General features: G+C 72.2%; 14 protein-coding genes. 6 read left to right on the top strand and 8 right to left on the bottom strand.

Features of this window, described 5'->3' with window-relative positions; translation table 11 throughout:
* On the top strand, window positions 1-779 hold a 779-nt coding region (locus TR50_RS21055; protein WP_042423714.1), incomplete at its 5' end, for an acyl-CoA dehydrogenase family protein.
* Between the two features lie 7 nt (window positions 780-786).
* Here the strand turns inward: TR50_RS21055 and TR50_RS21050 are convergent.
* From TR50_RS21050 to TR50_RS21040, 3 genes are all read right to left on the bottom strand, one after another.
* Window positions 787-1,221, bottom strand: coding sequence for a hypothetical protein (locus TR50_RS21050; RefSeq protein WP_152648520.1), 435 nt, complete (start codon window positions 1,219-1,221; stop codon window positions 787-789).
* A gap of 169 nt (window positions 1,222-1,390) precedes the next feature.
* A complete protein-coding gene (locus tag TR50_RS21045; protein WP_042423632.1) occupies window positions 1,391-4,903 on the bottom strand; it encodes an FG-GAP-like repeat-containing protein in 3,513 nt (1,170 codons plus the stop codon).
* 236 nt (window positions 4,904-5,139) lie between these two features.
* Complete coding sequence (locus TR50_RS21040) at window positions 5,140-7,002, bottom strand: APC family permease (protein ID WP_042423629.1); 1,863 nt, start codon at window positions 7,000-7,002, stop codon at window positions 5,140-5,142.
* Between the two features lie 368 nt (window positions 7,003-7,370).
* Here TR50_RS21040 and TR50_RS21035 point away from each other — a divergent pair, with 368 nt between their 5' ends.
* A complete protein-coding gene (locus TR50_RS21035) occupies window positions 7,371-9,341 on the top strand; it encodes an APC family permease (protein WP_152648523.1) in 1,971 nt (656 codons plus the stop codon).
* On the opposite strand, the gene TR50_RS21030 is transcribed toward TR50_RS21035, so the two are convergent.
* The gene (locus TR50_RS21030) at window positions 9,322-9,699 is read right to left on the bottom strand and encodes an ArsR/SmtB family transcription factor (RefSeq protein WP_042423622.1); all 378 of its coding nucleotides are present in this window, start codon (window positions 9,697-9,699) and stop codon (window positions 9,322-9,324) included. The two genes, TR50_RS21035 and TR50_RS21030, sit on opposite strands and share 20 nt — an antisense overlap.
* 268 nt (window positions 9,700-9,967) lie before the next feature.
* Here TR50_RS21030 and TR50_RS21025 point away from each other — a divergent pair, with 268 nt between their 5' ends.
* Both TR50_RS21025 and TR50_RS21020 read left to right on the top strand, forming a co-directional pair.
* Window positions 9,968-11,011, top strand: a complete 1,044-nt coding sequence (locus TR50_RS21025; protein ID WP_042423619.1) for a P1 family peptidase — start codon at window positions 9,968-9,970, stop codon at window positions 11,009-11,011.
* Window positions 11,012-11,062: 51 nt separating this feature from the next.
* Complete coding sequence (locus tag TR50_RS21020) at window positions 11,063-11,884, top strand: protein phosphatase 2C domain-containing protein (protein WP_042423615.1); 822 nt, start codon at window positions 11,063-11,065, stop codon at window positions 11,882-11,884.
* 18 nt (window positions 11,885-11,902) lie between these two features.
* Here the strand turns inward: TR50_RS21020 and TR50_RS21015 are convergent, their stop codons facing one another.
* The 3 genes from TR50_RS21015 to TR50_RS21005 all read right to left on the bottom strand — a co-directional run bounded on the left by TR50_RS21015 (window position 11,903) and on the right by TR50_RS21005 (window position 14,323).
* Complete coding sequence (locus TR50_RS21015; protein WP_152648519.1) at window positions 11,903-12,619, bottom strand: hypothetical protein; 717 nt, start codon at window positions 12,617-12,619, stop codon at window positions 11,903-11,905.
* A 204-nt stretch (window positions 12,620-12,823) separates the two neighbouring features.
* Window positions 12,824-13,783, bottom strand: coding sequence for a pirin family protein (locus tag TR50_RS21010; protein ID WP_042423609.1), 960 nt, complete (start codon window positions 13,781-13,783; stop codon window positions 12,824-12,826).
* Window positions 13,784-13,897: 114 nt separating this feature from the next.
* Window positions 13,898-14,323: an SseB family protein gene (locus TR50_RS21005; RefSeq protein WP_042370143.1), complete on the bottom strand. Its 426-nt coding sequence runs from the start codon at window positions 14,321-14,323 to the stop codon at window positions 13,898-13,900.
* A 160-nt stretch (window positions 14,324-14,483) separates the two neighbouring features.
* On the opposite strand from TR50_RS21005, the gene TR50_RS21000 reads away from it, so the two are divergent.
* Both TR50_RS21000 and TR50_RS20995 read left to right on the top strand, forming a co-directional pair.
* Entirely contained in the window at window positions 14,484-16,313 is a 1,830-nt protein-coding gene (locus tag TR50_RS21000) for an acyl-CoA dehydrogenase (RefSeq protein WP_042423606.1), read from the top strand.
* Between the two features lie 351 nt (window positions 16,314-16,664).
* Window positions 16,665-17,981, top strand: a complete 1,317-nt coding sequence (locus TR50_RS20995) for a M18 family aminopeptidase (protein WP_042423604.1) — start codon at window positions 16,665-16,667, stop codon at window positions 17,979-17,981.
* An 18-nt stretch (window positions 17,982-17,999) separates the two neighbouring features.
* Here TR50_RS20995 and TR50_RS20990 read toward each other — a convergent pair whose 3' ends face one another.
* Window positions 18,000-19,835 carry an NHL domain-containing thioredoxin family protein gene (locus tag TR50_RS20990; RefSeq protein WP_042423601.1) on the bottom strand — a complete coding sequence of 612 codons (1,836 nt, stop codon included), beginning with the start codon at window positions 19,833-19,835 and terminating at the stop codon, window positions 18,000-18,002.
* Between the last annotated feature and the right edge of the window lie 26 nt (window positions 19,836-19,861).

Raw genomic sequence — 19,861 nt, 5'->3', positions numbered from 1 at the left:
CCGTTGGGGCGAGGCCGGGCCTCGCGGGGCTCGGCGACCCGGGGGTCGGCGGCGGGGCGGGGTCCGACCGGGGCGGTGTGGGCGGCTGTGCTGCGCACGCCGGGGCGTGGCTGCTGCGTCTCGCGTCCGGCAGCGCACTCGCGACTCTGCGCGTGGGCGGCGGCTACGCGCTCGACGCCGATGTCGCGGACGTGATCCTCGTCGTCGCCGGGGAGGCGGGGGAGGAGCTGTGGTCGGCGGCCGGGCCCGGCCCTGAGGCGCCCTCGCACGATCCGGTCCGGCGCCTCTTCGCTCCTGCCGCTCCTGCCGCGAGCGGAGAGCTGCTCGCACGCGGTCCGCAGGTCGCCGCGGCCGTCGGGCAGGCGCGGGCGTGGGCCGCGCTCGCGACGGCGGCGCAGGCGTTGGGCCTCGGGCGGGCCCTGCTGGAGCAGACCGTCGCCTACGTGCGCCAGCGGCGCCAGTTCGGTGTCGCGGTCGGCTCCTTCCAGGCGGTCAAGCACCGCCTCGCGGACGTGCTGATCGCGCTGGAGTTCGCGCAGCCGCTCGTCCACGCGGCGGCGCTGTCGCTCGACCCCGTCGACATCGCCATGGCGAAGGTCGCCTCGGGAGAGGCGGCCTGCACCGCGGCACGGGCGGCTCTGCAACTGCACGGGGCGATCGGCTACACGGAGGAGCTGGACCTGTCCCTGTGGCTGCGCAAGGCCCGTCCGCTGCGGGACGCGTGGGGGACGCCCGCGTCCTGCCGGGCGCGGATCCTCGCGGGTCGGTCGGCGGGCTGAGCCGCCTTCAGTTCCAGGCGGAGGGGTGCTTCCGCTCGGGCATCTCGGGCTCGAACCACTCCAGCGAGGCCCGCCGGAACCGCGTCCGCGCGCTCCACAACCCGCGTGCCCCGCGCACGAGCAGCGGCAGCAGCGCCGCGCCCAGCAGCGCGGCGAGCCGCCACGCCTCCGTCCAGCCGTCCCAGCCGAGGACGCCGTCCCGGTGCTCGACGAACCCGTCGAAGCAGAGCCAGAAGACCGGCGCGATCACCAGCGCCGCCCGCAGGTCCCTGCCCCGCCGCGCCACGCCGACGCAGGCGGCGCCCACCAGGACCAGCCCCACCACGGCGTGCCGGGGCGTCGTCACCGCACCCACGAACACCGACGCCGCCAACGCGACGCCGAAGGCGACCACGAACAGCAGGGGCGTCGGCATCGACGCGGGGGCGGATTCCTCGAACACCCCGCCATCACACCCGCGGCGGGCGGGTGGGTTGTGCAATCTTGACGGGTTCCATACGCGAGCCGGGCGCATCTATACGCCGTCCTAGCGTGGCGAAGCCCCAGGGGCGGAGGATCCGCGCCCTGGGGCTTGTGCGCGAGTGCGCGAGTGCGTGTGTCCGCGCCCGGGCTCAGCTCAGCTGGGCGTAGCGCTCCCAGTTGTTGCCGCCGACCGCGCCGTTGGAGGTGAAGCCGCCCGCGCCGTTGGAGGTGTAGAGGTAGCACTGGCCGTTGGGCAGGCGGCCGATGAGCTGCTCGTGGCCCTGCCCGTCCAGGTCGCCGCCGAGGACGACGGCGTTGTAGCGGCCCCAGCCCGAGCCGACGTACACGTGGTGCGCCTGGAACCCGCCGTGGCCGTCGCCCACGAAGGTCCACAGCCGCCCGCCGGAGTCCCGCGCCACCAGGTCGGCGATGCCGTCGCCGGTCAGGTCGCCGTTCCCGGCCACGAGGTTGAAGGAGTTCCAGCCGCTGCTGACCCGGATCCGGCTGCCGAGACCGCCGTTCGCGGTGCCGGGGTAGAGCCACATCACGCCGGAGTGGTCGATGGCCACCACGTCGGTGATCCCGTCACCGGTGAGGTCGCCGGGGGCGAGGATGCGGGTGTACTGGTTCCAACCGGTGCCCAGCAGGGTCTTCTTGTTGCTGTTCAGCTCGACAACGCCCACGCCCAGGCCCCAGAACCGGTACAGCGCGCCCGACTTGCTGCGGATGAGAAGGTCGAGGTTGCCGTCCCCGTCCATGTCGCCCGCGGCGAGCACGAGGTTGAACTGCTTCTGGATGTCGCTCAGCTGGCCCACGCCGCCGTTGAGGCAGCCGTGCATGTCACTGGAGCAGAAGGCGGTCAGCAGGCCGTCGGAGGACTTCGCGGTGATGCCCCCGAAGCCCATGCCGTAGTTGGACACGCCGAGGTCCCGGCTCCAGCCGCGCTCCAAGGCGATCTTGGGTGCCGTCGCCGTGTAGACGCGGACCGAGGTGGAAGCGCAGGAGCTCTCGGGCGTCGCGGACGTCGCGATCACCTTGCCGCCGGCGACGAGCGCGCCGCCCGCGTCACCCGTGCACTGGTCCTGCGGCGCCACCCAGGCCGCGCCCGGGGCCGGGGCCGTGCAGATGGAGCCGGACGGCAGCGCGTGGCCGAGGAGCTGCGCGCAGGTCGCCGCGGACTGGAGCTGCACCGTCTCCACATGCGGGGTGCGGATGCCGCCCGAGCCGCCCCAACCCAGCGTGGACCAGGAGTAGAAGGTCGCAGTGGTGCCGGGACGGTACAGGGCGCCGTCGGACGCTCCTGCGAGGACGGCGACGCTCTTCGACGGGTTGTCGTAGGAGCGCGTCACACTGACGTCGTCCTGCCCCGTCGCCGCGTTGTAGCGCTGGTCGAGCAGGTACGAGGGGTTGCTGCCGCCGCCATTGAGCGTGCCGGTGGAGCGGTTGTAGTTCCAGCCGAAGCTGTTGCTGCCGTGGCCGGTGTAGCAGTCGGCCGTGGCGAGCACGCGGATCGGCGCCATCAGGACGCCCGAGCACTCGTGGAAGTCCGTCAGGCCCTGGCCGTAGGTGAACGCCACCGGCGTCACCCACGCGGGCACGGAGGCGGCCTTGCCGGGTGTCGGGGTCCACGCGGCGGAAGCGGGGATGCCGACGACGGGCGCGACGTCGAAGACGTTGTCGTCGCCGTGCCAGCCGAGCTCGTCGCTGTAGCGGTCCACGGTCCAGGACAGGTCGCGGTCGGGCGCCGTGGTCCCGCCGCCGAGCGCGGCCACCGTCGTAGTCGAGGCGTCCGCGTCGGTGTGGACATCGTCGAGCACCAACTGCCCGGCCGTCGCGTCGTGGTGGACGACGAAGCCGTCGCCCAGCAGCGCGTCGTCGTAACCGGCGCCGCTCGCCGGCAGCCGGTAACGGGCCCCGTCGGCCATGTCGAGGATGCCGGCCGTGTGGGTGTCGCAGGTCCAGTACAGCCAGCGGCCGACGACCTGGACCTCGGGGGCGACGCAGGGCGCGCCGCTGTCGACGACGCCGGCCACCCGCTGGTGGGCCAGGTCCTCGATGGTGACGGCGCCCGTCCGACCGGAGCCGACGTAGGCGAAGCCGCCCCATACGGCGCCCGGACGCTGCCCCGAGGGCTTGGCGGGAGCGCCGACCGGTCCGAGGATGTCGTGGGCCCCGAAGTCCGAGGCGATCAGCGCGCCGCTGTCGGAGAGCGCGTAGCGTCCGTCGGCGTCGACGGGCGAACCGGTGGGCGATCCGACGCCGCCGCTTGTGCCGGAGCTGCCCGCCTTGACGAGGGCCCCGCCGTCGGCGTACACCACCTGGCCGTCGCCGGTCGCGATGATCGGCCCGTACGCCGTTCCGGTGGACGCGATGCGCGTCGGCGCGCCGAAGGCTCCGCCCGTGAGCGTGCGGCTCCAGATCGTCCCGGAGTCGGCGCTCCACACCGTGGCCGTGCCACGCTCCAACGCGAGGCCCGCGACGGGGGACGGCGCGCGGTAGAGCGGGGTGACCTCCGTGGCGGCCGGTCCGGAGGACCCCGGGGCGACCCGGTAGAACCCCCACTCGCCGCCCTGGGTGGTGCCCGCGATCAGGGCGCCGCCGTCGGGCGTGGGGAGCAAGGCGTCGTCGGTCACCGCGAGCAGCGAGGTGTTCGCCCCGCCCGCTTCCGGCGTCGCCGTCAGCGCGCCGCCGCTGAGCGCCGCCGCTCGCGGGTTCTGGACCGCCAGGACGGCCCCGCCGACCTCGGCGACGGAAGGGGTGGGCTGGCTCACCGAGTTCGCCGGGGTCTGCACGGCCACGGGCGCGGCCGAGACGTCCGACCGGGAGAAGACGTGGACGGCGCTGCCGCCCCCGGCCCAGAACACGATCGAGGTGGGCGAGAGGGCCACCTGTGCGGGGAGGACGGACGCGGCAGGGGCGTTGAGGCTGACCGGGGTGGCGGCGCCCGAGGTCAGGTCGACCAGGGCCTGGTGGTAGCCGGAGGCGTCCGTGTACTGGACCACGACCGCGGAGGCGTCGCCGGCCAACACCTGGGTCGCCCGTCCCGCGGCCGCGGCCGGCAGGCCGGTGACCAGGACGTCCTTGGTCCCGCCCGCCCCGTCCGGAGTGAGCAGGTGCACGCCCGGCCCGGCTGCGGAGCCGGCGAGGCCGACCGCCACCACGGTGCTGCCGTACGTTCCCTTGTACATCAGCCCGTTGAGCGACACGACGCTCTGCGCGCCGCCCGCGCCCATGTCGTAGAGCGTGACCGAGGACTGGGTGCTCCAGTCGAAGGACGCGACGACGTCGGAGCCGGCCCCGAACTCCCCGGGGATCGTCAGCCGGAGGTTCGCCGGGACGACGCGCGGGGACAGCGTGAAGGCCGTGACGGTCGCGCCGGTGTCGTATCGGGTCCACAGCAGGTCGTTGCTGCCTGCGCGCTGGTGCAGGAACCCGGTGCTCCCCGCGCTGATCAGCGTCTCCGCGGCCGGCGCGGAGGCGGTGGTGCCGGGGAAGTCGACCGGCGTGCCGATGCCCGCGGCGCCGCTGCTCGCCGGGGTGGTCCCGGTGGCGGTGGCGGCCGTGGCGACGGCACTGCCGGTCACGGTCAGGGCGACGGCGACGGCCGCCGCGGTGAAAGCCGCGGCGGCCGTGCTCAGTGCCCGGGAACGGTCGGACAGCACAGGCTCTCCCTCAGGAGGAACGTCTCGAATCGCGCACGGACGGTGCCGACCGATGCCGCGTGCCGAAGGTCCTGTGCTCAAGCCCTGGCGGGCGAGCCGGCGGCGGCCTCGGGCTCCCCCCCATGGCGCAGGCGGAGCCTAGCAGCCACCACTGACCTGCGGCGACGCACTTTCCTCGGCGTGTACCCCTTGCGCCGAAGGTCGGATTTCGGCCTCCCGTCCGCTCTTGGGCGGTCCTATCCGTTCAGTCGCAGCCGCAGTCGGCAGACGGTGGCGTCCGTACCGCGTCGCACGGCCCGGCTGATCAGCGCGCCGCGCTGGTTGTGCAGGGGCCAGGTCCACCAGTGCTCCGGCTCGACCTCCGGCACCAGGACGGTGACGCGGTCGTACGCGTGCCCGCCGTCCTCCGCGCGCAGCTCCCGCACGTACCGCACGAGCGGCCTGGCCAACTCGCGGCGGGCCGAGGGGATCTCGACGAGCGGGACCCCGGGCTGCCACAGCTCCCAGTCCCGCCGCAGGGACTCCGCCGCCGCGCGCTCCTCCTCGTCCGCCTCGCCGGGGACGACCGTCACGGCGACCACCTCGTCGCCGAGCGAGACCGCCGCGGACAGCGCCTCGCGCGTCAGGCGCGACAGCGCGCCCACGGGGACGACGACGAGCGAGTGGCGCGGCTCCGGCGCTGCCGGGACGACGCCCAGCTCCAGCTTCTCGCCGATCCTGGCGTAGCCGCGCCGGACGGCGGTGAACAGCAGGACCAGCAGCGGCAGCAGGGTGACGACCAGCCAGGCGCCCTCGGTGAACTTCGTCAGCGTCTCGACCACCGTGGCCGCCGCGGTCAGCAGCGCGCCGAATCCGTTCACGGCCGCCTTGCCGCGCCAGCCGGCGCAGCGGGAGAGCCACCAGTGCCGGACCATGCCGACCTGGGCGATGGTGAAGCCGACGAAGACGCCGATCGCGAACAGCGGGACGAGGCTGTTCACGTCGCCGCCGGAGGCGACCAGCAGCACGGCCGAGGCCCCGGCCAGCGCCAGCACGCCGTGCCGGTAGACCTGGTGGTCCGCGCGGAGCGCGAAGACGTGCGGCAGGTGGTGGTCACGGGCCAGCAGCCGCAGCAGCACCGGCAGGCCGCCGAAGGAGGTGTTCGCGGCGAGCGCCAGCAGCACCATGGTGGCGAACTGCACCAGGTAGAAGAGGAAGCCGTGGCCGAAGGAGGCGTCGGTCAGCTGGGCCAGCACGGTGACGCCGTCGCGCGGTTGAAGGTGGAACCGGCCGATGAGCACGGCCAGCCCGATCAGCATCACGCCGAGCAGCCCGCCCAGGGCGATCTCGGTGTGCTGGGCGCGCTTGACGCGCGGCACGCGGAACGAGGGGACCGCGTTGGCGATCGCCTCGACGCCCGTCAGCGCGGAGCAGCCGGACGCGAACGCGCGAAGCAGCAGCAGGACGCCGACGGAGGTGGCGTTGGAGGCGACGACGGAGCTGTGCCCGGCGGCCAGCAGCGCGACCGGGTGGGCGCGGAACAGGCCGACGACGATGACGCCGAGGATCGACGCGACGAAGACCGCCGTCGGGATCATGAAGGCGCGCGCCGACTCGGCGATGCCGCGCAGGTTGATCGCGGTGACCAGCGCCAGCACGGCCAGGCAGATCCACACGCGCTGTCCGTACAGGGACGGGAACGCGGAGGTCAGCGCGGCCACGCCGGCCGTCACCGAGACGGCCACGTTCAGCACGTAGTCGATGACCAGGGATGCCGCCGCGACCAGCGCGGTGCGGTGGCCGAGGTGGGTCTTGGCGACGGCGTAGGAGCCGCCGCCGTCCGGGAACGCGGCGATGACCTGGCGGTAGGAGAAGGTCAGCACGGCCAGCAGCGCGGCGATCGCGAGGGTGACCGGGAGGGTGAAGCCGAGCCCGTGCGCGCCGGCGGTGGCCAGCACCAGCACGATCGCCTCGGGCCCGTACGCCACGGACGCCATGGCGTCCAGGGAGAGCGCGGCCAGGCCGCCGAGCGCGGAGAGGCGGTGCTTCTCCGCGGGGTCGGCGGCCGCGGGTATCGGATGCGGCGTGGACTCTTCGGTGGCGGCGGTGGCTGCCGACATGACCCCTCCCGGGGGATGTGCGTCGTGGTGGTCGTCGAGCGGTCGAGCCCCCATGCTGGCGTGCGGGGGCGCGATCCCGGAGCGTTCCTGATGGTCTTCTAACGTCGCCGGGCGCCGCTCCTACGGGATCCTGATGCGGCCGTCGGCGGACCCCCGCCGTGCTGCGCCGCCGTCCCTGCGCAGTCCCTGCGCGGTCCCTGCGCGGTCCCTGCGTCGTCTCGGCACCGTCCCCACGCCGCCCAAGCCGCCCACGCCGCCCAAGCCGCCCCCACCGCGCGCCGGAAAGACCCTGTATATCCGTTTTCGCCTAGTCTCGGTTCGTGGTGAACATCCCTCAGGTGGTGAAGCGGCTGCTGATCGGCCGGGCGATGAGCAGCGAGGAGATCGGCGAGACGCTGCTGCCGAAGCGCGTCGCGCTGCCGATCTTCGCCTCCGACCCGCTCTCCTCGGTCGCCTACGCCACCCAGGAGATCCTGCTGGTCCTGACCGTCGGCGGCACGGCCTTCCTCTACCTGACCCCGTGGATCGGCCTCGGCGTCGTGCTGCTGATGGCGGTGGTGGTGCTGTCCTACCGTCAGGTCGTCTACGCCTACCCGAGCGGCGGCGGCTCCTACGAAGTGGTCTCCTCGAACCTCGGACCCAACGCCGGCCTGGTCGTCGCGGCGGCGCTGCTCGTCGACTACGTGATGACCGTCGCCGTCTCCGTCGCCTCCGGCGTCGACAACATCATCTCGGCCTTCACCGCGCTGGCGTCCTACCGCGTGCTGATGGCGGTGCTCTTCGTCGTGTTGCTGGCGGCGGTGAACCTGCGGGGCGTGCGCGAGTCCGGCAAGGCCTTCGCCACCCCGACCTACCTGTTCATCGCCGGCATCCTGCTCATGATCATCACCGGCTTCGTCAAGATGGCCTTCGGCCACAGCCCGGTCGCCTCCAGCGCGAAGTACCCGATCACGCCGACGGACCACAACAACACGCTCGCCGGCTTCGCCCTGCTGATGCTCGCGCTCCGCGCCTTCGCCTCCGGCTGTACCGCGCTGACCGGCGTCGAGGCGATCTCCAACGGCGTCCCCGCCTTCCGCAGGCCCAAGAGCCGCAACGCCGCGCAGACCATGGCCGCCATGGGCATCACGGCCGTGGTGATGTTCGCCGGGATCACCGTGCTGTCGCTGACCTCGAAGATCCACATCACGAACAACGGCTGCCAGCTCGTCGGTTTCCCCAACTGCTCGACGGCTCCGCAGCAGACGGTCATCGCCCAGCTCGCCGCGGCGATCTTCGGCGGCGACCACAGCGTGCTCTTCTACTACATCCAGGCCGCCACCGCCCTGGTCCTGGTCCTGGCCGCGAACACCGCCTTCAACGGCTTCCCGCTGCTGGCCTCGATCCTCGCGCAGCACCGCTACCTGCCCCGCCAACTGCACACCCGCGGCGACCGGCTCGCCTTCTCCAACGGAATCCTGGCGCTGGCCCTGGTCAACGTCGCCCTGCTGGTCGCCTACAAGGCGAACGTCACCGACCTGATCCACCTCTACATCCTCGGCGTCTTCACCTCCTTCACGCTCTCGCAGATCGGCATGGTCCGGCACTGGAACGAGCTGCTGCGCGGGGAGGCGGAGCCGAGGACACGGGCGGCGGCGAAGCGGTCCCGGATCATCAACGGCTTCGGCGCGTGCGTCACCGCGCTGGTCCTGGTCATCGTGATGGCCACCAAGTTCACCCAGGGCGCGTGGCTGGCCGTGGTCGCCGCGATCTTCCTCTTCGTCAACATGAGGGCCATTCACCGGCACTACGACGACGTCGCGGACGAGCTCGCCGTCGACGCCACCGCCGAGGAGTTCACCCGGCCGGGCCGGGTGCACGGCGTGGTGCTGGTCTCCAAGCTGCACAAGGCCACCCTGCGCGCCATCGGCTACGCGGAGGCGCTCCGCCCGGACGTGCTGGAGGCGGTCACCGCGGCCGTCGACCGCGACGAGGCGACCGAGCTGGAGCGGCAGTGGGACGAGTTCGACATCGACATCCCGCTCAAGGTCCTCGACTCGCCCTTCCGGGAGATCACCAAGCCGGTCGTGACGTACGTGCGCGGCCTGCGCAGGGACTCCCCGAGGGACGCGGTCGCCGTCTTCATCCCCGAGTACGTCGTCGGCCACTGGTGGGAACAGCCGCTGCACAACCAGTCCGCGCTGTGGCTCAAGAGCCGGCTGCTGTTCATGCCGGGCGTGATGGTCATCAGCGTCCCCTGGCAGCTCGCCTCCTCCCACCGGGGCGGCGGCCCCGCCCGCCGCGCGCCCGGCGCCGTCCGGCGCGGTGAGCCGAGCCCGCTCATTCCTCCCCGGCGCTGACCCCGCCGACTCCGCCGACGCGCAGGTGCGCGACGTGGTAGACGGCCTGGTCCAGCAGCGCGGAGACGTGGTCGTCGTAGAGCGCGTACACCACCGACCGCCCCTGGCGCTCCCGCACCACCAGCCCGAGGTTGCGCAGCAGCCGCAGCTGGTGGGAGCAGGACGACTGCTCCATGTCCACGTCGGCGGCGAGCTCGCTCGGCGTGCAGGGGCCCTGCCGCAGCCGCGACAGGATGCGCAGCCGCGAGGGCGTCGCGAGGGCCTGCAGCGTCCCGGCCACACGCTCGGCCTCCACCGCGTCGAGCGCGGGCGCGGCGGGGGCGTCGTCGTGCGTGGACGCGGCGGCTCTGGAGACCATGGTTTTCATCGTACTCAGCACCCTGCCGCCCGCCTGTTCGCTCCTCCCGGCAGGGGCACCGCCCAGGGGCGCGGGGATTTGCGCGAGTGACCACTGACTGTGAGCACGGTCCTCCGTGCGCAGGGCCGTCCGCACAGGGTGGTTGCTCGCGCCCACGCGGCGGAGCGGCACATCGGCGGAGCGGCACATCGGCGGAGCGGTACATCGGCAGAGCCCCGCGCCCCTTGAGGTGCTGCGCTTCCCAAGGCCCGGATGCCAAGCTGACGGCATGGCAGACGACGGCACGCCGACCAACTCCCTCACCGACGTCCCCGGGTTCCGGGTCGGGCATGCCCACCGCGCAGGTGACGGCGCGCTGACCGGCGTCACGGTCGTGCTCGCGCCGGAGGGCGGGGCCGTCGCGGCGGTGGACGTGCGCGGCGGGGGCCCCGGGACGCGGGAGACGGACGCGCTGGACCCGCGCAACCTCGTGCAGCGCGTGGACGCGGTCCTGCTGACCGGCGGCAGCGCCTTCGGGCTGGACGCCGCCGGAGGCGTCGTCGGGTGGCTGGAGGAGCGGGGACGCGGGTTCCGCGTCGGCGCGGAGCCGTCGCAGGTGGTGCCGGTCGTGCCGGCCGCCGCGTTGTTCGACCTGGGGCGGGGCGGCGACTGGAAGGCCCGCCCCGACGCCGCGCTCGGCCGCGACGCGGCCGACGCGGCCACCGACGCGCCCGTCGCGCAGGGCAACGTCGGCGCGGGCACGGGCGCGGTCGTGGGCGGGCTCAAGGGCGGCATCGGCACGGCCTCGGTCCGGCTGCCCTCCGGGGCGACCCTCGGCGCGGTCGTGGCCGTCAACGCCGTCGGCTCGGCGGTCGACCCGGCGACGGGCGAGCTCTACGCCGCCCGCTTCGGGCGGCCGGGGGAGTTCCCGGACCTCCGGGCGGAGCCCTCCGCGCCGTCCACGGCCGACGAGGGGCCCTCCCTCAACACCACGCTCGTGGTCGTCGCCACCGACACGACCCTCACCAAGGCGCAGGCCCAGAAGCTCGCCGGGACCGCCCACGACGGCCTCGCCCGCGCGCTGCGCCCGGTGCACCTGCTCTCGGACGGTGACACCGTGTTCGTCCTCGCCTCCGGCGCCCGCCCGCTGCCCCTCCCGGAGGGGGATCCCGCCTTCGCCGTCCACCTCGAGGCCGGCGCGCTCAACGAGCTCTACGCCGCCGCCGCCGACACCGTCACCCGCGCGATCGGGCACGCCGTGCTCGCGGCCGACTCGGTGGGAGAGTTCAGCAGCTTTCGGGACAAGTGTACGAACCAGCCGAATTGTGGGTGATGGTACGTCAAACGACTCCCATTGCCCGGCGTGCCGTCTCACACTGACTGCATGCGCGTGGAGATAGCGGGGGAACCGCAACGGGGCGACCGCCCCTCGGAGGACTTCGTCGCCAGCAGCGGCGACGCGTTCGTGCTGCTGGACGGCTGCAGCTCGCCCGTCGCGATGGAGAACGGCTGCGAGCACGGCACGGCCTGGTTCGTCCGGCGGCTGGGCGTGCACCTGCTGGCCCGTCTGGTCGACCGCCCGGACCGGACGATGGCGCAGTGTCTGAGCGACGCGATCGCCGAGACCGCGTCCCTGCACGGCGCCCGCTGCGATCTCGGGCATCCGAACACGCCGGCGGCCATGGTGGTGGCGGCCCGCGCGCACGGGCCCGGGCTCCAGTACCTGGTGCTCGGCGACTCCCAGCTGGTGCTGGACCGCGACGGCACCTATGCCGTCGTCGGGGACAACCAGCCCTTCCCGGCGGGCGAGGGGCTGCGCCGCCAGGTCCACGCGGCGGCCCACGGCAGTCCGGAGCGGGCCTCCCTGCACATGCGCTATGCGCTCGCCGTCCGGGCCGCCCGCAACACTGGCCACGGCCCGTGGGTGGCCTCCGCGCTGCCGCGCGCGGCGGAGCACGCGGAGACGGGCGCCGCCCCGCTCGGCGAGCTCCGCGCGTTCGCGGCGCTCACCGACGGGGCGGCGAGGTTCGTGGACCGGTTCGACCTGGGCGGCTGGCCCGACGCGATGCGTCTGATGGACCAGCGCGGCCCGGCCGAACTCCTCCGCCGGGTCCGCGAGGCCGAGGCCTCGGACCCGGCGTGCGCACGCTGGCCGCGCGGCAAGGCCAAGGACGACGCCACGGCCCTGTACGCGACCCTGCGCTGAGGGTTTCCTGGCTGGGGCTTACTTGACGGTCTTGAAGTAGTGCCAGGCGTAGCCGGAACCGCTGTTCGTGCTGTCACCGTTGAAGGTCGCCGCGACGCGCCAGGACCAGCCGGCGTTCAGCCCCTTCCAGTACACGCCGAAGGAGGAGCTGGAGTCGAGCTGGAAAGCCTGGGCCGCGTACGCGTTCACCCACGCGCCCTTGTAGTAGACCTGCAGGTGGATGTTGATCGGCTCATTGGCCTTGTTCGGGGAGACCTTGCCGGCGAAGGTCGGGAAGTGCTGGCTGCCGACGTGGTAGTAGGCCCAACCGCTCTGGGAGTAGTCGGCCTTGACCATGGAGGCGCTGACCACGGCCGCGTCGTGGACGTAGACGCTGCGGCTGGCCGCGTTGTCGCCGGCGTCGCCAGCGAACTTGACGGTGAAGCCGGTGTTGCGGCCCATCCAGAGCGAGACGCGCAGGTTGCCGGAGCTGTCGACCTTGCCGGTCTTGACGACCTGGTTGGCCGCCTCGCCGACCGGGCTGCGGTAGATGGAGACGGTGCGGTTGGACGCGGTCTTGCCCAGGTGGGCGGTCAGGGTGATGGTCTGACCGTAGGTGGCGTTCTGCGTGCTGGCGGAGAGGCTCAGCTGCGGGTTGACCTTGGCGGCGGTGGCCGCGTTCGCCGGGGCGGCGCCGACGGCGAGGACGGCGGCGGTCGCGGCCACAGCGGTGGCCACAGTGGTACGGAGCTTCACGGAAGTACTACCCCCAGAGAAAGCACGCGCGAATGTGCGCATGCCAAAGAATGTGCGATCACGGGCAGAGCGCTGCAGTCGCCCCACACACCGTGATGCTGTGTGAATAACGTGAACGTTAGTGCATAGGTCTGACAGACAAGCGAGAACCCCGTCCACTCAATTCGTGAACGGGGTTCTCGTGCAGGCTCGATCGGGGGGCGACTAATCCCTGGTCACGGGGATCTGCCCGAATCGTCCGGCGTTGAAGTCCTCGATTGCCTGCTGCAGTTCGCGGTGACTGTTCATCACGAACGGGCCGTAGTGCGCCACCGGCTCCTTGATCGGCTCGCCGCCGAGGATGATGACGTCCATGTTGGGCGAGCGCGACTCCTGCATCGCGGAGGCCTGCAGCGCGATGCTGTCGCCGTCGCCGAAGACCGCCGACTGGCCCATGTGGATCGGCCGGTTCTCCTCGCCGATCGTGCCCTCGCCGCCCAGCACGTAGACCAGCGCGTTGAAGTCCGGCCGCCACGGCAGGGTGATCCGCGCGCCGGGGCTGATCGTGGCGTGCAGCAGCGTGATCGGGGTGAAGGTCGTGCCGGGGCCCTGGTGGCCGCCCAGGTCGCCGGCGATGAGCCGCAGGACCGCGCCCCCGTCGGGGGTGGACAGCAGCTTCACCTCGCCGCCGTGGATGTCCTGGTACTTCGGCTGGATCATCTTGTCCGAGGCCGGCAGGTTCACCCACAGCTGGATGCCGTGGAACAGGCCGCCGCTCATGACCAGGTGCTCCGGCGGGGTCTCGATGTGGAGGATGCCGGAGCCGGCCGTCATCCACTGGGTGTCGCCGCCGCTGAGGTGACCGCCGCCGCCGGTCGAGTCCTGGTGCACGAACTCGCCGTCGATCATGTACGTCACGGTCTCGAAGCCGCGGTGCGGGTGCCACGGGGTGCCCTTGGGCTCGCCGGCCGCGTACTCCACCTCACCCATCTGGTCCATCATGATGAACGGGTCGAGGTACTTGGTGTTGATCTTCGCGAAGGCGCGACGGACCGGGAAACCCTCGCCCTCGAAGCCCTCGGGAGCCGTGACCACGCCCAGGACCGGGCGCGGCGTCGTGGTGCCCGGGTCCGGCGTCTCCACGCGCGGCAGGACCAGGGGGTTCTCTACGGTCACAGCGGGCATGGCTGCCTCCTTGCTCTTGCTTCGACACGTCCAAGGTAGTTGAACGTTGAATCTCTAAGCAAGTTGAAGCGTCAACTAATTCCCGCCCCTGTGACGGACGACCCCCCGTCCGCCTTATCCGTACATCCTCCGCATGGTGAAATCGACCATCTGTTCGACAGCCTTCGCGTCGAAGACCATCCGGTGCTCGCCCTCCATGTCCATCGCGAAGCCGTAGCCGGTGGGCAGGAGGTCCAGCACTTCCGCGCCCGTCACGGTGAAGAACTTCGAGTCCTTGCCGGCGTACCGGCGCAGCTCCTTGAGGGAGCTGAACATCGGGATCACCGGTTGGGGCGTGTTGTGCAGGGCGAGGAAGCCGGGGCGGTCCCCGCGTGGGCAGTAGATCTTCGAGGTGATGAAGATCGACTGAAAGTCCTCGACCGTCATCGCACCCGAGGTGAAGGCCCGGATCGCATCCGCCAGCGAGGGCGGAGTGGGCTCCGGGTAGGGCTGCTGATAGCCGGGGTTCGGCCCCTGCTGGGGCTGCTCGTAGCCGTACACAGGTCAAGGCTAGCGAGCGATGTGACCTACGCCAGGGCCGCAGGGGGTTGATCTAAGTTACCCTTGGGTAGCATCATGGCAGCTACCTGCTGGTAGCAGGTAGAAGGTCTCACTGGTAGATCGCTGTAGATCTCGTCGATCGAGTTGAGGGTTCACGACTATGGGTCACTACAAGTCCAACCTCCGCGACCTGGAGTTCAACCTCTTCGAGGTGCTCGGTCGCGACGAGGTCTACGGCACCGGTCCGTTCGCCGAGATGGACGTCGAGACGGCGAAGTCCATCCTGTCCGAGATCGCGCGTCTCGCCGAGAACGACCTTGCCGCGTCCTTCACCGACGCCGACCGCAACCCGCCGGTCTTCGACCCGGAGACCAACACGGCCCCGATACCGGCGACCTTCAAGAAGAGCTACCAGGCCTTCATGGACTCCGAGTACTGGCGTCTCGGCATCCCGGAGGCGATCGGCGGCACGCCCACCCCGAACTCCCTGGTCTGGGCCTACGCCGAGCTGATCCTGGGCTCGAACCCGGCCATCTGGATGTACTCCTCCGGCCCGGCCTTCGCCGGCGTCATCCACGAGGAGGGCACCGAGGAGCAGTCCAAGGTCGCCCAGCTCATGGTCGACAAGGGCTGGGGCGCCACCATGGTGCTGACCGAGCCCGACGCGGGCTCCGACGTGGGCGCCGGCCGCACCAAGGCGATCCAGCAGCCCGACGGCACCTGGCACATCGAGGGCGTCAAGCGCTTCATCACCTCGGGCGAGCACGACATGTCCGAGAACATCATCCACCTGGTGCTGGCCCGCCCCGAGGGCGCCGGCCCCGGCACCAAGGGCCTGTCGCTCTTCATCGTGCCGAAGTACGACTTCGACTGGGAGACCGGCGAGCTGGGCGAGCGCAACGGCGCCTACGCCACCAACGTCGAGCACAAGATGGGCCTCAAGGCCTCCAACACCTGCGAGATGACCTTCGGCGCCAAGCACCCGGCCAAGGGCTGGCTGGTCGGCGAGAAGCACGACGGCATCCGCCAGATGTTCCGCATCATCGAGTTCGCCCGCATGATGGTCGGCACCAAGGCGATCGCCACCCTCTCCACCGGCTACCTGAACGCCCTGGAGTACGCCAAGGAGCGTGTGCAGGGCCCGGACCTGGCGCAGTTCCTGGACAAGACCGCGCCGCGCGTCACCATCACGCACCACCCGGACGTCCGCCGCTCGCTGCTGACCCAGAAGGCCTACGCCGAGGGCATGCGCGCGCTGGTCCTGTTCACCGCGTCCGTCCAGGACGAGGTGCAGCTGCTCAAGGCCCGCGGTGAGGACGCCTCCGCCGCCGAGCGCCTGAACGACCTGCTGCTGCCGATCGTCAAGGGCTACGGCTCGGAGAAGTCCTACGAGCAGCTGGCCCAGTCGCTGCAGACCTTCGGCGGCTCCGGCTTCCTGCAGGAGTACCCGATCGAGCAGTACATCCGGGACGCCAAGATCGACACCCTCTACGAGGGCACCACCGCCATCCAGGGCCAGGACTTCTTCTTCCGGAAGATCGTCAAGGACCAGGGCCAGGCGCTGACCGCGCTGTCGGAGCAGATCCTCAAGTCCATCGCCGCCGGCGTCGGCGGCGACGAGCTGGCCGCCGAGCGCGACGCGCTGGCCGCCGCCGCGGGCGACCTGGAGGCCCTGGTCGGCACCATGCTGGCCCAGCTCGGCACGGTCGAGCAGGACCTGCGCAACATGTACAAGGTCGGCCAGAACACCACCCGCCTGCTGCTCGCCTCCGGCGACGTGGTCCTCGGCTGGCTGCTGCTGCGCGCGGCCGCCGTCGCCCAGACCAAGCTGGCGGAGGGCGCCTCGGAAAAGGACGTGCCGTTCTACCAGGGCAAGATCGCCGCGGCCCGCTTCTTCGCCCGCAACGTGCTGCCGACCGTGCACACGCAGCGCCTGATCGCCGAGGGCATCGACAACGCGATCATGGACCTCGCGGAGGAGGCTTTCTGATCGGCGCCCACGCCGATCGGCCGCGTGCCCGGCACCCGCTGAGCACCGTCTGAGCACCGTCTGACTACGCAGGGCCCGGACCCGGGAAGGGTCCGGGCCCTCGTGCGTCCCGCGCCCTGCGCACGTCCTGCCCGCGTCCCGCCCGTGCCCTGCGCGGCCGTCCTTCGCCCGTCCCGCGCGCGTCCTGCGGCGTCCCCGGCGGCTCCCGGAGGCGGCCGCCACCCGTCCCGCTCGCCACCCTTCGCCATGGTGAACGAAGGCTCGATCAACGCGCGCCTGTCGGTGTCGGCCCTATGCTCGACCGGAGAGATCGCCTCCCTCAGCACATTCTCAGCACGTCTGGAGCCCGCTTTGACCCCCGCTGCCGCCTCCACGCACACCGCCACGCCTGCCTTCGACCGCAGCCACACCGATGACCTCATCGCCTACCTGCAGTCGAGCCCGTCACCCTTCCACGCGGTGGCCGAGGCGGCGGCACGGCTGGAGAAGGCGGGCTTCCGGCAGGTGGAGGAGACGGCGGCCTGGGACGCGGCGCCCGGCGGGCGCTACCTCATCCGCGGCGGCGCGCTCATCGCCTGGTACGTCCCCGAGGGGGCCACCCCGGCCACCCCGTTCCGCATCGTCGGCGCCCACACCGACTCGCCCAACCTCCGCGTCAAGCCGGTCCCGGACACCGGTGCGGACGGCTGGCGCCAGGTCGCCGTCGAGATCTACGGCGGGGTCCCGCTCAACACCTGGCTCGACCGCGACCTCGGCCTCTCCGGCCGGCTCGCGCTGCGCGACGGCCGGGTCGTCCTGGTCCGCATCGACGAGGCGCTGCTGCGCGTCCCGCAGCTGGCCGTCCACCTGGACCGCAGCGTCAACGAGGCGCTGACGCTCGACCGGCAGCGCCACCTCACCCCGGTCTGGGGCCTCGGCGAGGTCGACGAGGGCTCCCTCATCGCCTACGTCGCCGCCGCGGCCGGCGTCGCCGAGGCGGACGTCGTCGGCTGGGACCTCATGGTCCACGACGTGCAGCCGCCGTCCTACCTCGGCCGGGACCGCGAGCTGCTGGCCGCGCCGCGCCTGGACAACCTGCTCTCCGTCCACGCCGGCACCGCGGCGCTCGCGGCCGTCGCGGCCGCCGACGCCGAGCCGGACCACATCCCGGTGCTGGCCGCCTTCGACCACGAGGAGACCGGCAGCGAGTCCGACACCGGCGCCCAGGGCCCGCTGCTCGGCAACGTCCTCGACCGCTCCGTCTTCGCCCGCGGCGGGACTCAGGAGGACCGCGCCCGGGCCCTGGCCGGCACGATCTGCCTCTCCTCCGACATGGGCCACGCCGTCCACCCGAACTACAGCGAGCGCCACGAGCCGGGCCACCGCCCGCTGCCGAACGGCGGCCCGATCCTCAAGGTCAACGTCAACAACCGCTACGCCACCAACGCGACCGGCCGCGCCGTCTTCGCCGCCGCCTGTGAGAAGGCGGGCGTGCCGTGGCAGAGCTTCGTCTCCAACAACTCGGTCCCCTGCGGCACGACCATCGGCCCGATCACGGCCGCCCGCCTCGGCATCGCGACGGTGGACTGCGGCGTCGCCGCCCTGTCCATGCACTCCGCGCGCGAGCTGTGCGGGGCGGACGACCCGTTCCTGCTGGCCGCGGCCCTCAAGGCGTTCCTCGAGAGCTGAGGCCGGCCGCGGCTCGCGCTACTGCTGGTCCATCCCGGCCAGCACCAGGGCGAGCCGGTCCGTCCCCTGCGCGGTGACGCGGACCGGCACGCCCCAGTCCTGCTGGTGCACGTGGCAGGTCGGGAACTCGATCGCCGGGTCCGCGTCGCAGGAAGCGGCCATGGCCGAGACGTGCAGCACGCCCTCGCTGACGTCCGGGTTCAGGGTCAGCTCGCGCCGCAGTGCGGTGTCCGGGCCGGCGCCCACGAGGATCAGCTCCGGCGGTGTGGAGCTGACCAGCAGGCGGGTGGCGGGACCGTAGGTCTCGTCCAGCTTCTGCCCGGCCGGCGGGGTGAAGACGACGTCCAGCGCGAGCGTGCCGCCCGCGATCTCGGTCGCGGGCCGCTGCGTCCGGTGCGCGGCGGCCTCCACCTGCACCGCCTCCTCCGGCAGCCGCAGCCGGGTCAGCCGGTGGCGGGCGGACTCGACCACCACGATCTCGTCCCCGTCCACCACCGCCCCGGACGGCTCCCGCAGGTCGGTGGCGAGCGTGCTGACCTCGCCGGTCTCCGGATCGAAGCGGCGCAGCGCGTGGTTGTAGGTGTCCGCGATCGCGACCGATCCGTCGGGCAGGACGGTCACCCCGAGCGGGTGCTGGAGCAGCGCCTGCGCGGCATCGCCGTCCCGGTGCCCGAAGTCGAACAGCCCGGTCCCGACGGCGGTCCGCACCTCGTGCGTCCCGGCCGCCACGTACCGCACGGCGGAGGTCTCGGAGTCGGCCACCCACAGCCGGCTCCCGTCCGCGGCGACCGCGAGCCCGGACGGCTGCGCGAACCACGCCTCGGCGGCGGGACCGTCGACCAGCCCCTCGTTCGTCGTCCCGGCCTCGACCTGGACGGTGTCGGCGTCCGGGTCGTAGCTCCACAGCTGGTGCGTCCCGGCCATCGCGATCCACACCCGGCCGTCGAACCACGCCACATCCCACGGTGACGACAGGTCCACGTCCCGGGCCGGACCGCTGGTGGCGGAGTTCTGCCACCACTGCCGCCCCGTCCCGGCCAGCGTGGTCACCTCGCCGGTCGCCAGGTTCACCCCGCGCAACGCGTGGTTGACCGTGTCGGCCACCACGACGTCGTACGCCCGGCCGTCGCTTCCGCCCTCGACCAGCGCCAGGCCCTGCGGTTCACTGAACCGGGCGGCCTCGGCCTTCCCGTCCGTGAACCCGCGCTCCCCGCTGCCGATCCGCCGCACGACGGTCTCCCCGTCCGCGGCCAGCTCGACCAGGCTGTGGTGCCCGGAGTCCGCCACCAGGTACCCGCCGTCGGGCAGCGCGACCGCCTTCCCGGGGAACTTCAGCACCCCGGGCACCGCCTCCGGCGCCACGTACGGCCCGTCCCCGCGCCGGAGCGTCCCCTTCGCCTCGTGCTCCGCCTCCAGCTCCGCCACCAGCGCGGCGATCGCGTGCGCATGCCCCTCCCCGGCATGCTGCGCCACGACGTACCCCTCGGGGTCGATCACCACGAGCGTCGGCCAGGCCCGGACCGCGTACTGCTTCCACGTGGCCAGCTCGGGATCGTCCAGCACGGGGTGCTCCACCTCGTACCGCGCCACGGCGTCCACCACGGCCTGATGCTCGGCCTCGTGCACGAACTTCGGCGAGTGCACCCCGACGATCACCAACGTCTCCCGATGCGCCTCCTCGAGCTCCCGGAGCTCGTCGAGGACATGCAGACAGTTGATGCAGCAGAAGGTCCAGAAGTCGAGTACCACGATCTTCCCCCGCAGATCCGCGAGGGTCAGATCCTTGCCGCCGGTGTTGAGCCATCCACCCTTGCCGACCAGCTGGGGAGCGCGGACGCGTGCACGTGAAGCCATACCTGCATCCAACCGCATCGGGCTGC

Origin of the sequence: Streptacidiphilus anmyonensis, assembly GCF_000787855.1 — a bacterium.
Lineage (GTDB): Bacteria > Actinomycetota > Actinomycetes > Streptomycetales > Streptomycetaceae > Streptacidiphilus > Streptacidiphilus anmyonensis.
Note: the sequence above shows the minus strand (reverse complement) of the source record. Positions and strands in the feature narration are given on the sequence as shown.